The sequence below is a fragment of the Corallococcus sp. AB018 genome (assembly GCF_003986945.1).
GTDB classification, from domain to species: Bacteria; Myxococcota; Myxococcia; order Myxococcales; family Myxococcaceae; genus Corallococcus; species Corallococcus exiguus.
On the sequence record NZ_RAWR01000008.1, the window covers coordinates 72,209 to 84,708 of the forward strand.

At 68.7% G+C, this 12,500-nt stretch carries 11 protein-coding genes; 6 read left to right on the forward strand and 5 right to left on the reverse strand.

Annotation, left to right across the window (positions count from 1 at the left end):
- Window positions 1-50: 50 nt before the first annotated feature.
- The gene (locus D7Y11_RS03395) at window positions 51-734 is read left to right on the forward strand and encodes a tyrosine-protein phosphatase (protein ID WP_121751690.1); all 684 of its coding nucleotides are present in this window, start codon (window positions 51-53) and stop codon (window positions 732-734) included.
- A gap of 46 nt (window positions 735-780) precedes the next feature.
- On the opposite strand, the gene D7Y11_RS03400 is transcribed toward D7Y11_RS03395, so the two are convergent.
- Entirely contained in the window at window positions 781-1,077 is a 297-nt protein-coding gene (locus D7Y11_RS03400) for a hypothetical protein (RefSeq protein ID WP_121751691.1), read from the reverse strand.
- 295 nt (window positions 1,078-1,372) lie between these two features.
- Here D7Y11_RS03400 and D7Y11_RS03405 point away from each other — a divergent pair, with 295 nt between their 5' ends.
- Window positions 1,373-2,362 carry an aldo/keto reductase gene (locus D7Y11_RS03405; RefSeq protein WP_121751692.1) on the forward strand — a complete coding sequence of 330 codons (990 nt, stop codon included), beginning with the start codon at window positions 1,373-1,375 and terminating at the stop codon, window positions 2,360-2,362.
- A 7-nt stretch (window positions 2,363-2,369) separates the two neighbouring features.
- Here the strand turns inward: D7Y11_RS03405 and D7Y11_RS03410 are convergent, their stop codons facing one another.
- Window positions 2,370-3,275, reverse strand: coding sequence for a LysR family transcriptional regulator (locus tag D7Y11_RS03410; RefSeq protein WP_120576526.1), 906 nt, complete (start codon window positions 3,273-3,275; stop codon window positions 2,370-2,372).
- A gap of 146 nt (window positions 3,276-3,421) precedes the next feature.
- Here D7Y11_RS03410 and D7Y11_RS03415 point away from each other — a divergent pair, with 146 nt between their 5' ends.
- Entirely contained in the window at window positions 3,422-4,465 is a 1,044-nt protein-coding gene (locus tag D7Y11_RS03415; RefSeq protein ID WP_120576525.1) for an NAD(P)-dependent alcohol dehydrogenase, read from the forward strand.
- A 1-nt stretch (window position 4,466) separates the two neighbouring features.
- Here the strand turns inward: D7Y11_RS03415 and D7Y11_RS03420 are convergent, their stop codons facing one another.
- From D7Y11_RS03420 to D7Y11_RS03430, 3 genes are read right to left on the reverse strand one after another with little or no spacing between them, the layout of a single operon-like run.
- On the reverse strand, window positions 4,467-6,059 hold the full coding sequence (locus D7Y11_RS03420; protein WP_126932989.1) for a DUF1501 domain-containing protein: 1,593 nt from the start codon (window positions 6,057-6,059) through the stop codon (window positions 4,467-4,469).
- Between the two features lie 11 nt (window positions 6,060-6,070).
- Window positions 6,071-7,075, reverse strand: coding sequence for a hypothetical protein (locus tag D7Y11_RS03425; protein ID WP_121751694.1), 1,005 nt, complete (start codon window positions 7,073-7,075; stop codon window positions 6,071-6,073).
- Window position 7,076: 1 nt separating this feature from the next.
- Window positions 7,077-8,921 (reverse strand): hypothetical protein, encoded by a 1,845-nt coding sequence (locus D7Y11_RS03430; protein ID WP_199753683.1) that lies wholly within the window; start codon window positions 8,919-8,921, stop codon window positions 7,077-7,079.
- A gap of 305 nt (window positions 8,922-9,226) precedes the next feature.
- Here D7Y11_RS03430 and D7Y11_RS03435 point away from each other — a divergent pair, with 305 nt between their 5' ends.
- From D7Y11_RS03435 to D7Y11_RS03445, 3 genes are all read left to right on the forward strand, one after another.
- Window positions 9,227-10,375, forward strand: coding sequence for a right-handed parallel beta-helix repeat-containing protein (locus D7Y11_RS03435; protein WP_306770411.1), 1,149 nt, complete (start codon window positions 9,227-9,229; stop codon window positions 10,373-10,375).
- A gap of 145 nt (window positions 10,376-10,520) precedes the next feature.
- Window positions 10,521-11,399, forward strand: a complete 879-nt coding sequence (locus D7Y11_RS03440) for a flagellar motor protein MotB (protein ID WP_126932991.1) — start codon at window positions 10,521-10,523, stop codon at window positions 11,397-11,399.
- A gap of 191 nt (window positions 11,400-11,590) precedes the next feature.
- Window positions 11,591-12,373 (forward strand): fatty acid desaturase, encoded by a 783-nt coding sequence (locus D7Y11_RS03445; protein WP_126932992.1) that lies wholly within the window; start codon window positions 11,591-11,593, stop codon window positions 12,371-12,373.
- Window positions 12,374-12,500: the final 127 nt, after the last annotated feature.

A 12,500-nucleotide genomic window follows, 5' to 3' on the forward strand; every position in this document is an offset into this window, starting at 1 on the left:
GGCCTCCGCCGCATGGAGGCCACCCGGGTTTCCGCTACGCTGCGCCGCGCATGAAGTACACGTTCGTCTTCACCACCGCGGCGGCTCTCCTCACCTTCCTGGCGCAGCGGCTCCAGGGCTTCGGCTGGCTGCTGCTGTGGCCCGCACTGAGCTTCGCGGTCGTGGCGCTCGCCTACGCCGGACCAGGCGCGAAGGCCTTCGGGAAGCAGCCGGATGGACGCATGCGGCCGTGGGCCGTGTTCGCACTCCTGCCCTATCTGCTGCTCACGTGGGGCACCTGGCATCTGGCGCGGCGCTCCTCGCGGGAGCGAGCCTTTGACGAAGTGGTGCCTGGGGTCCTGGTGGGACGCCGATTGCTCCCCGGCGAGTTGCCCTCGGGTGTCACGGCCGTGCTGGACCTGACCTCCGAGTTCATCGAACCGGAAGCCATCCGCGCCGCTGGCCGGTACGTGTCCCTGCCCATCCTGGACGCATCGACGTTGCCCGTGGAGCACGTGGTCCCGGTTCTTCGCGAGCTGGCCGCCCTCCCCGGGTCTCTCTACGTCCATTGCGCGCAGGGACATGGGCGCACCGGGATGATCGCCGCCGCGCTCCTCGTGGCGCGGGGGGATGCTCCGGATGCGAAGGCGGCACTCGCTCGGGTGCGGCAGGCTCGGCCCGGGGTGCGGCTCTCCGCCTTGCAGGAACGTGCGCTCGACGCGTTGTCCGCGGCGCTCCGCTCCGGAAGCGCCTGAACCGCGAGGCCTGGACAGGGCAGGCCCCGCGGATGCTCAGGACTGCTCAGCTCTCCGCGGACGGAGTCTGCTCCACGCCCGGATGGGCGGAGTCGCAGACCGGCGCGGCGTCCTCGGACCGCTGGCTCTGCTCCGAGGAGACGGACGCGGTCTCCTCGGAAGGCGCGGGCGCGAAGCACCAGCCCGACTCCTCACAGGTGGTGCGGTAGGTCCCCTCGAAACAAGGCCCGGCACAACGCTCCAGGCAGATGTCCATGCACTGCGGGGGGTAGGCAAACGCGGCGGCGGGGGCCACGGCGAGGACGGCGGACACGGCCATCAGGGACTTCCTCAGCGCGTTCATCAGCACTCCTGCTGTGAGGGGAATGTGCCCGCGCGAAAGGCAGGCACGCCCGTCAGCAGACGCCACCGCTGCCACCCATAACAGACATCCACGCCCACGACCGTCGGCAACCAAACGCTTACATCCACCAGCGAGGCATGCCTGACGCGAGTCAATCGTGGCAATCCACGATGCCCATGCCCACCCTTCACTTTCAACGTGGGTTTAACAGGCCGTTGCCCCCAGTGCGTCTAGTCCCATCCGGGCCCGGGCCGTATCTCCTTCGTGCGACGAACTTCACGACGGAGAGAACACGATGCAGAAGCGCAGACTCGGAAACAGCAACCTGGAGGTCTCGGCCATCGGGCTCGGCTGCATGGGCATGAGCCATGGCTACGGCCCGCCCGCGGACAAGACGGAGATGATTGCCCTCATCCGGTCGGCCGTGGACCAGGGCGTCACCTTCTTCGACACCGCCGAGGTCTACGGCCCCTGGACAAACGAGGCGCTTGTCGGTGAGGCCCTCGCCCCGGTTCGCGCTCAGGTGGTCATCGCCACGAAGTTCGGCTTCAAGCTGAGCAGCGACGGCAAGCAGGGGGGCCTGGACAGCCGGCCCGAGCACATCAAGCAGGTCGCCGAGGCCTCCCTCAAGCGGCTCAAGACTGACGTGATCGATCTGTTCTACCAGCACCGCGTGGACCCGGACGTGCCCATCGAGGACGTCGCGGGCGCTGTGAAGGAACTCATCCAGGCAGGCAAGGTCCGGCACTTCGGCCTGTCCGAAGCGGGCGCGAAGACGATCCGCCGCGCGCACGCGGTCCAGCCCGTGACAGCCCTCCAGAGCGAATACTCCCTGTGGTGGCGTGAACCGGAGAAGGAGATCCTCCCGACCCTCGAAGAGCTGGGCATCGGGTTCGTTCCGTTCAGCCCGCTGGGCAAGGGCTTCCTGACGGGCAAGCTGCCCGACACCTCCCAGCTCGACAAGAACGACTTCCGCAACATCCTTCCGCGCTTCACGCCGGAGGCACGCACGGCGAACCAGGTCTTCGTCGATCTGCTGGGCAGCGTCGCGGCCCGGAAGAAGGTGACGCCGGCGCAGCTCGCGCTCGCCTGGGTGCTGGCGCGGAAGCCGTGGATGGTCCCCATCCCGGGAACCACGAAGCCGCACCGGCTGGAGGAGAACCTGGGCGCGGCCCGGGTGGAGCTGACGGCGGACGAGGTCCGCGAGCTCACGGAGGCCGCCGCGAAGCTCACGGCGCAGGGAGCCCGCTATCCCGAGGCCCTGGAGAAGCTGACCGGCCGCTGATTCGCTTTCACACGGCCTTGAGCGCCAGCTCGCGCGCCGCCTCGACGAAGAGTCGCAGCGGCGCGGAGCGCTGCGCACGGCTGGGATAGTAGAGGAAGAAGCCGGGCACGGTGGGCGCGTAGGCCTCCAGCACCCGCACGAGCCGTCGCGTGCGGAGCCGCTCCGCCACCAGGGGCTCCATGGCATACGCCAGCCCCAGGCCCTGCTCCGCAAGGTCCAACGTCAGGTGACTGTCATTGCTGACCACGCCCCCTCGCACCGGAACGCGCCAGTTCCTGCGGCCCCGCTCCAGCTCCCATGCGTAGAGCGCCCCGGTGGAGCGCATGCGGAACGTGATGCACTCATGCTTCAGCAGATCCTCCGGGCGCTGGGGCGTGCCGTGGCGCTCGAGGTAGCTGGGGGCGCCCACCACCACGAAGCGGAACTCTCCCGTGAGGCGCACCTGGACCATGTCGCGCTCGATGGCTTCGCTCAGCCGCACACCCGCGTCGTAGCCCTCCGCCACGATGTCCACGAAGCGCTCCTCGATGACGACCTCCACCTCGATGCGCGGGTGACGCGCGCGGAAGGTGGGGACCACCGGGGTGATGATGTAGGGCACCGCCGCCCGCGGCACGGACAGCCGGACCCGGCCCACCGTCTCTCCCGGCCGCGCGGCCACCTCCCCCAGCGCGGCGATCGCCTGCCCCATCGCGGGTCCCGCGGTCTCCACGAGCCGCCGGCCCGCGTCCGTCAGCGCCACGCTGCGAGTCGTGCGGGTGAGCAGCACCACGCGCAGCTGCTCCTCCAGCTGCCGCACCGAATGACTCACAGCCGCCGTGGAGACGCCCAGCTCGCGCGCCGCGCCGCTGAAGCTGCTCAGGCGCGCCACGACGAGGAACACCTGGAGCTGGGTGAAGGGCGCCGTATTCATTCGCGAGGACCGTATCCGAAGCCACTGTTAAGCACGCGTTAATAGCCTATTGGCTCCTCGCGCGTAGTCATGCACGGGGCTGGCGCGTATCTCTCTCCGCACGTGAACGGGGCTCACCGGCCCTATTGCTCCTGGAGAGAAGACTCATGCCTACCGCCCACGCCTATGCCGCAACCTCCGCGAAGTCACCGCTCGGTCCCCTGGCCATCCAGCGCCGGGAGCTCGGCCCTCGCGACGTGCTCATCGAGATCAAGTTCTGCGGCATCTGCCACTCCGACATCCACACCGTCCGCGACGAGTGGGGCGCGGCGACCTACCCCCTGGTCCCCGGCCATGAGATCGCCGGCATCGTCGCCAGCGTCGGCGCCGAGGTGAAGAAGCACGCCGTCGGCGACCGCGTCGGCGTGGGCTGCATGGTGGACTCGTGCGGCGACTGCTCGTCCTGCCGCAAGGGAGAGGAGCAGCACTGCCTCAAGGGCATGGTCGGCACCTACGGCGCCACCGGGCGGGACGGCCAGCTCACGCAGGGCGGCTACTCCACCCACATCGTCGTGACCGAGGACTTCGTCCTCAAGATTCCCGAGGGCATCCCGCTCGACGCCGCCGCGCCGCTTCTGTGCGCGGGCATCACGACGTACTCGCCGCTGCGCCGCTGGGGCGCGGGCCCCGGAAAGAAGGTGGCCATCGTGGGCCTGGGCGGCCTGGGGCACATGGGCGTGAAGCTCGCTCGCGCGATGGGCGCGGAGGTGACCGTCCTGTCGCAGTCGCTGAGCAAGAAGGAAGACGGCCTGCGGCTGGGCGCGCACCACTACTACGCCACCAAGGACCCGGAGACGTTCCAGAAGCTCGCGGGCACGTTCGACCTCATCGTGAACACGGTGAGCGCGAAGATCGACGTGGACGCCTACCTGTCCCTGCTGGCCCTGGACGGCGCCCTGGTCAGCGTGGGCGCGCCTCCGGAGCCGCTCTCCCTCAACGCGTTCTCGCTCTTCATGCCCCGCCGCGTGTTCACCGGGTCGCTCATCGGCGGCATCCCCCAGACGCAGGAGATGTTGGACTTCTGCGCCCAGCACCACATCGGCGCGGACATCGAGGTCATCCCCGCCAGCAAGATCAACGACGCCTACGAGCGCGTGCTCGCCTCCGACGTCCGGTACCGGTTCGTCATCGACACGTCGACGCTGAAGTAGCTCAGGACTTCACGACGCCGTCGAAGACGCCGTAGCCGCCGGGGATGAAGAAGTCCTTCCCCGGCTCCAGGCCGAAGGCGTTCATCACCGTCGCCGCGATGTCCTGCGAGCGCGGCGCACGGGAGCCGCGGCTCCCGTCCTCCTCCACCAGCGCCACCGGCGCCCCCATGGGCGAGCCGTTCATCGACTCGTCGTACCCGCCGAGCATCTGGTTGCCCTGGATGCCTCCGCCGACGAGCAGCGCGCAGGTCGCCGGATGGTGATCGCTCCCCTGCTTCGGGAACGTCCGCCCGAAGTCGCTGTAGACATACACGAGCGTCTCATCCAGCAGCGACCGGGACGGGTCGGACCTGCTGGGGGTGAGGCTCATCTCGATGCACAGCCGACCCACCATCTCCAGCGCGATGCGCAGGTGGTTGGTGTGCATCTGCACGCCGTTCGCACTGTGGGTGTCGAAGGAGTTGTTGCTGAAGCTCGTGGCCCGCAGGTTCACCGACGTGACCAGGTCGGACTTCAGCAGCCGCAAGGCGAAGTCATAGGACCCCATCGACGGACCCGTGCCGCAGGCATCCGCGTAGCCGATGCACGCCGTCCAATCCACCGGGTAGCTCGGGTCCGCCTTGAGCTTCTCCCACGCCAGGGTGTTGCCCAGCACGGAGAGGATGTCGCGGCGGATCGTCCGGCTCGCGCCCTTGTAGGTGTCATAGAGCTCCTCGAGCATCGCGTCCGTGCCGCTCGTGGACACGCCCCGCTCCGCGCGCAGCGCCTTCATGAGCGCCGCATCCACCGCCGTGACAGGCACCGTCCCCGGAAGCGCCGAACCGTCGAAGGCCACATCCGGCATATCGCTGCGGGCGCGGAGCCCCTTCCAGGCGCTGTCGCGCTTGTCGGACAGCGTCGGCTCCACCGACGCCGCGGAGCGCAGCACCGTCGGGTTCGCCAGCGCGGGCAGTCCCAACGCGCTCGGAAGTTGACCGCCCAGGCTGACGTTGGGGATGGGTCGGTCCGGGAAGCGCTGAGCCATGGCGTTCGCGATGACGGCTTGCACCGCCGGGGCTCGGAAGCTCGCGCCCGCCACGCCGCACATGCTGGCGACGATGCCGCTCGTGTGCGCGGCCGTGTTCTGATCCGCGCCCACGAGCAGCGCGGCCTTCTCATAGAGCTTGTACGTGGGGTCCGCCCACGCATAGCCCCACGGCCGGTAGATCTGCTGGTTGTTCACGACAGGGTTCGTGCCCCGCGCGTCGGCGGGGTTCGCCCAGTTCCAGTAGATGGGCCCGCGCAGCCTGCGCACCGGCCCGGGCGCATCCAGGTCCACCGGCGAGCGGTCGAAGTTCTCCACCTGCTCCGGCAGGTAGCCCACGGGAATGACGCCGCCCTGCGCGGGGGGAATGAACTTGTTGATACCGGCGCGGGACAGCGGGGAGAAGAAGCTCTCCCAGTGCAGACCTCCGTCCAGCCAGATGCCCAGGAGCTTGGTGGGGCGTCCCGAAGCGGGCGCGGCCGAGGCCGTGGACAGCCCGAAGCGCGCCATGAGTCCCAGTTGCGTGGCCCCGAGGGCCAGCTCGAACAGCTTGCGGCGAGAGAGCTTCATGGGGTGCCCCTTCAGTAGAAGATCCAGTGCGGGTGACGGATGAAGTACGAGCACACGCCCACCCAGGCGGGCTCGGTGTCCGTCGGTGTCGAGAGCGGCACGAAGACATCCGCGTAGAGCGCGTCCACCTGCGCGTCGGAGAAGCGCTCGCCCAGGAAGTGCAGGGACCAGCGGCGCAGCGTGGCCTTCACCTCCACGGGGTCCGCGGTGCGCTGCGTGCCCGCCGGGAAGAGCGCCACGTTGCCCGTCTTGGCCAGCGCCAGACGGCACCACCGCTGGGACACCTGCGTCAGCGTGAGCGCGAACGTGGGGGAGGCGCTCCGGTCCGACGAGGTCTGGTTCATCACCGAGCCTCCGCCCAGCCCATAGAAGCGCTCGGCGGGGGGCTGCTGCCGCGGGGCCGGCACGGCGTCCGGCGGCTGCAGCGGGTAGAGGTCGTCACTGCGCTGCTCCGCCATCGGGATGCCGAACTCCGTCGCGGAGCTGAAGAAGTCGTCGTGGCCGAGTCCCAGCTGCTGGTACAGCGCCCGCTGCACCTGGGTCGCGTTCATGCGGGTGATGCGCGACGCATCGGGGTCGGGGCGCTCATCGCGCTGCTGCGCGGCGAGCCCCTGCACCCACGCGCGGACCTCCGCCACGGTCAGCGTCGCCGTGCCTTCCGAGACGAGCTGGGCGTAGGACTTCTCCCCGATGGGCATCTGCTTGAAGGCGGCATTGCCCCGGCCTTCCAGCAGGCGGATCAGCTCGCTGTCATCCGGGCTGCCCGCCTTCACCAGCCGGGCATCGGAGACCAGGAGGCTCTGGAACGCGTCCGTGGAAGCGAAGTACCCGCGCGCGCCCTGCGCGTGGCAGCCCTCACAGTGCGGATTGAGGCCCTGCATGATGCGCACGGTTTCGGAGCTGGCTGGGGTGCCGCAGGCGTTCTGGGCCTGGGTGGTGGGATTGGACGCGGTGCCGTCCCTGCCGCACGCGAGCGCCACGGGAAGCACAAGCAGGAGGAGTGCGAAGCGGTTCATGTCAGCGCCCCCGCTGGAAGAGGTTGGACTGCGTGAGGGATTTGACGAACGGGCGGACCTTGCGGCCTTGCGCGATGAAGCGCGCCACCTGCGCGTCCAGGTAGCCCGCCTCCCGCGCCGGGTCGATGTCGCGTCCCAGCACCTGCGCATGGAGGTGCCGCACCACGCAGCGATCGAACGCCCCCGCCGCGACGATGAGCTTGGCGAAGCCGAGCGGGCCCACCGTCCCGTCCCCCACCTGCCCCAGCAGCGTCTGATCCGGAGGGAGGAAGTCGAGGAAGACGGCCTCGGGGTTCACCTGCTCCTGGGCCTCGGTGATGGGTGTGAGCAGCGTGTCGGCCGTGTACCAGCGGTTCCAGTGGCTGAACGGATCTCCGCCGTAGGGGTACACGCCCTTGCGCCACTGGATGGGCCAATGCCAGGTGGTGCCCACGCCGGGCATCAGGTACTTCGCGCCATGGCCCTCGGACGCCGAGCCCTGCTTCGCGAAGCGCTTGAAGTGGATGGCCGCGGGGTCGAGCCGGCGGTGGCAGTGCTGGCAGGGCCCTTCCGTGCCCGGGTCGCGGCGGTACTCGTTGAACTTCTGTCCCAGGGGCGGAGAGAGGACCTCGCACGCCAACGTCTCCAGGGCCCGCGCACCGCGCACGCGCTCGCGCGGATAGCCCGCGAGGAACCCGATGCTGGTGAGCATGCCCGCGGCCGGAATGCCCCGCGAGGGATCCGCCTGGATGCGAGGGTCGTAACGATAGTCGCGCTCGGCGAGGAGGAAGGGATTGCGCGCGGGGATCTGATACTCGCGCCAGGCGAGCGGATCCCCCGGTGCGTGTTCCGGATCCACCGGCTCCCCCAAGAAGCGCGACGGCCGCCACCAGGAGTCGTCGTCGAGCAGCCCGGTCGCGCCGCCCTCCAGGCCCTGCATCACGTACGCGGCCTGCAGCCGGGTGGGCGCGACGGAGTACGTGCCGAGGATGAGGTCCGTCACCGGCCGGTCGTGCCACGCGAGATGGGCGAAGAGGCGCGCGGGCTCCTCGGACACGAGCCGCCGCTGGCCGTGCTCGGCGTAGTGCAGGTAGTCCTCCCAGCCGGCGTACTGCTGGAAGTCGGCGTGGCAGCGCACGGCGCTGGGGCCGCAGCCGCAGGTGCCCACCGGACCGGCGGTGGCGCAGACAAGGGGCACGGGGGTGCCGTTGACGGATCCGGTGCCCGTGGCGGAGGTGTTGGCCGCGGCCCCCACCAGCGTCACCGTGGTGCCCGGCGCCCACCACGGCTCCACGGTGAGCTCCTCCACGGGCGTGCCATCCGCCTTCACCCCGCTGCAGGCGGTGTCTTCGCCTCGGAAGTACTTCCAGGCGCCGGCCTTCGCGGTGCCCGCGGGGCAGCGCTGGATGGACCGCTGCTGCTGCACGCCGTACTCCGGCGCGTCAGCGGTGCGAGGCACGAGCGGGATGTTGAACCAGTCGCGCGCCTGCTCGAACATCGTCCGGTAGAACGCGGGCTGCCCGAGCGTCGTGTCGACGAAGTGCTCCACGAAGGCCCGCTGCGAGGCGTCGTCGCCCGCGGCCTCGAGCGCGGCGAACTCCTCGTCCGTCGGGGGCGTCCCGCGCAGCGCGAGCGAGGCCCGCCGCAAGAGCCGGCTGGGGGCGAGCATGTCGTTCTTCTCGCCCGCGTCGGGGTCACCGGAGGGCGCAGGGTCCTCACACCCTGCGTCCGTCGAGCCTGACGGATCCACGTCATTGTCGGACGGCCCACCCACCACACCGGTGCAGGCCGTCCAGAGGACGAGGAGCAGGGCCCATCCCGTGGAGCGTCGCCAGGTGCCAGGTGCCGTCGCGTCGCGCGAAGTCATGCGCCGCCGCAAGGCAATGCGTGTGCCAGATGCCCGACACTGCGGGGCTTCCATCTCTCGCTCCAAGAGAGCGCGCGCGGCCAAGGGAACCGCGATGAATGGCGATGGCTCTCCCCCACACAGTGAGGCCCGCGCCCCCCATTGTCACCCCGCCGTGCCTTCATGCTGTCGCCCTGCCAGCGGCGCGCTGCCACCCGTGGTCGAGATGATGCGGAGGGTGCTTTCCCTAGCATCTCCTCCGGTGACCGGACGTCTCCGGTCCAGGGGGAGCCAGAATGAAGCAGACACGCGGATTCGCCGTTGCCATGGCTGTGACCACCTTGCTCACGGGAGCGCCCGACGTCCTGGCCCGGGACACGGTTCCATCCAACGTGGAACCCAAGGTGATCTTCAAGTCCGGTCACGCCGTCCGGTGCGGGGACACCCTCACCCAGCACACGCTTCTCACGCAGGATCTCAACTGCCCGGGCTCGGCGCCCTTCGCGCTCCGGGTCGTGGGCGCAGGCATCGTCCTCGACCTGGGTGGCCACACCGTGCGCCGCACCGGGACGACGACTACCGAAACACCGGGCATCGAACTCCAGGCCAACAGCATGGTGCGCAATGGCACGGTTCAGGGATTCGGCCGGGGCATCGCCACGCCTGAAGGCTCGGACGCTTCGAACGTGCGACTCCACAAGCTCGCGCTCGTCGACAACTACGTGGGTGTCTACAACGCTGCCACCACGAACTTCCTCATCACGGAGTGCCGCGTGAGCGGAAGCGTCACCGGGCTGAGCCGTGAGTTCGACGCGTCCAGCGGCAGCTTCGACGTGAGGTCGTCGGTGTTCACCGGCAACAGGCTCGCGATGCTCGCGGACTACCACGACATCGACGTGCTCGACTCCACGTTCACGTCCAACGAGAGCGTCATCTACTGCTGGGAAGGCCGCGTCCGCTTCAGGTCGAGCACGATCGCGTGGAATAACGCCGTGGGCTCGATCCCCAACGACGGTGACGGCCCCCGGGCCTGCGAGGAGATGCGCTTCGAGAACACGCTCATCGCGAACAACGCCACGATCGCGCCCTACTCGATTCCCGTCTGGGAGCCGTACAAGCTGTCGATGCTCGACACGCTGGTCGTCAACAACGGCACGGGGCTCCAGGCCACGGCCCTGACCGTCTACATCGACGGCAACACCTTCTATGACAACGCGGGCGGCCTGACCCTGTCCGACCGCGAAGGGCCCGCCGGTGGCACGCTCACGGGCATCGTCCGAGGCAACGAGTTCCTCAGCAACGACGGGGACGGACTCCGGGTGGAGCCGCCCAGCACCCCCACGGTGATCAACAACGTCGCCCTGGGCAATGCGGGCTTCGGCATCTACGCGCCCACCGCCTTCGACGGCGGCGGGAACGTCGCGCGCAACAACACCGCGGGCGACTGCGTGGGCATCGTCTGCGCCATGTACTGACGTCCCAGCCCGTGGCGGCGCACTTCGGCTGTCCTGGCTGGAACAATTCACCTCCAGATACCTGCACACACCCGGGGCGCCTTGAGGCGCACCTGGGGCGTTTCACTAGCGTGGCCTCCGTTCATTCCACCCCGGAGGTCGCGACATGGAAGAGGAACGCGGAAGGGCCTGGGTGCCCTGGCTGGTGACGGCGCTGGTGGCGGTGCTCGCGGGCCTGGTGCTCTATCTGTCGCATCGCAGCACGACCCGCGCGGACGCGGAGGCGGCGGCTGCCACTGCCAAGGCGAACGAAGCAGACGCCGCGAAGCAGCAGCTGGAGTCGAAGCTGGCCGCGCTGGAGGCGGAACACACGAAGCTGACCACGGAGAAGGATCAGCTCAACGCGGAGAAGGAACAGCTCAGCCAGACGGTGCAGGAGCAGGAAGCGGAGCTCAGCCGGCTCAAGGCCACCTACGAGGACCTCCAGGACAAGCTGAAGAAGGAGATCGCCGAGGGCGCCATCCGCCTGTCCCAGGACGGAGGCCGCCTCCAGGTGGACCTGGTCGACAAGGTCCTCTTCGATTCAGGCGACGCCAGCATCAGCACTCGCGGCCAGGAGGTCCTCACCCGCCTGGGCGGCGTGCTGTCCAAGGTGGATGACAAGCTCATCCAGGTGTCGGGCCACACCGACGACTCGCCCCCCACGCAGAAGCTCCAGGCCACGTTCCCCACCAACTGGGAACTGTCCGTCGCGCGCGCCGTCAACGTGGTCCGCTTCCTCCAGGAGAAGGGCGGCGTGCCCGCGAAGCGCATGCTCGCGGCCGGCTACGGCGACACGCGGCCCCTGGGGGCCAATGCCTCGCCGCAGGGCCGTGCGCGCAACCGCCGCATCGAGTTGCTGTTGATTCCGGAGCTGGCCGCGAAGAGAAACACCGCCATCGCGAAAGCAGCGGCCCCCTCGAAGGCGACGCCCGTGAAGGGTGCTCCCGCGAAGGCTGCGGCCACGAAGCCCGCCGTCGGGAAGAAATCCTCGTCCGGCCGGTAGAGGCGCGCGGGCGTTATTCGGAGAGGTGGCGGGCCCTGCCTGCCCCTGTCCTGTCTTCTATCGGTGAATCCGCCAGCTGATGCCCCGGAGGACCGCGTCCTGCTGAGGGGGAACAGGGCTTGTTAGAACAGCCGCGAGCACCTGGCCGTGGTGCTGTCGCTGTTCCCTCGTCGTCGGGTTTCGCCCTCGACATGGCACATCTGGAACTGCTGCGCAGCGTGAAGTGGAAGGACCTGCGGACGCTCTCGACGCGGGAGTTGCTGATTGAGAACAACCTGACCATTCCCTGGTTCGTGTTCTCGATGGTGCTGGCGTACTTCGAGCACTACGCGCTCGCCCTGCCCTTCTCCGCCTTCTACTTCCTCACGGGCCTGAGACAGGTGCACAACGGCTTCCACCGCGCCCTGGGCACGAACAAATTCCTGACGTGGCTCACGCTGTATCTCAACAGCGTGCTGATGATGGCCTCACTCCACGCGGTGAAGTTCAACCACCTGAGACATCACCGGTACACCCTGGCGGAGGAGGACTACGAAGGAAAGTCAGCGGGCATGTCGTGGTACGGCGCCATCCTGTACGGCCCCGTCCACATGTTCCTGATCCACAAGGTGACCCTCCAGAAGGGAGACACGAAGTACCGCTGGAACGTCCTCTTCGAGCTGGCCTCCATCGCCGTCTTCGTCATCGGCGTCTTCCACCTGCGGCTTCACTTCCTCATCTACCACGTCGGGGTGATGGTCCTTGGCGAGTGCCTGATGGCCTTCTTCGCCGTGTGGACCGTGCATCACGACACGCAGGACGACCCCACGATTGCGAGAACCCAGCGCACCGGCTGGAAGAACCTGCTCACGTTCAGCATGTTCTATCACCTGGAGCACCACCTCTTCCCGGCGGTCCCCACCATCAAGCTGCCGGAACTGGCGAAGCGCCTGGACGCGGCGCTTCCCGAAATGCAGAAGCGTGAGACCTTCTAGTACGACTTGGTCACATCCGAGAGGGCAGCTCAGGCGGAGCTCTGGGGTTGATGGCCGTGTTGCAGAGGGGGCAGATGCCAATCTGCCTGAGGAGAAGGGGCTGCAACGCGCGTCGTACCATCGGTAG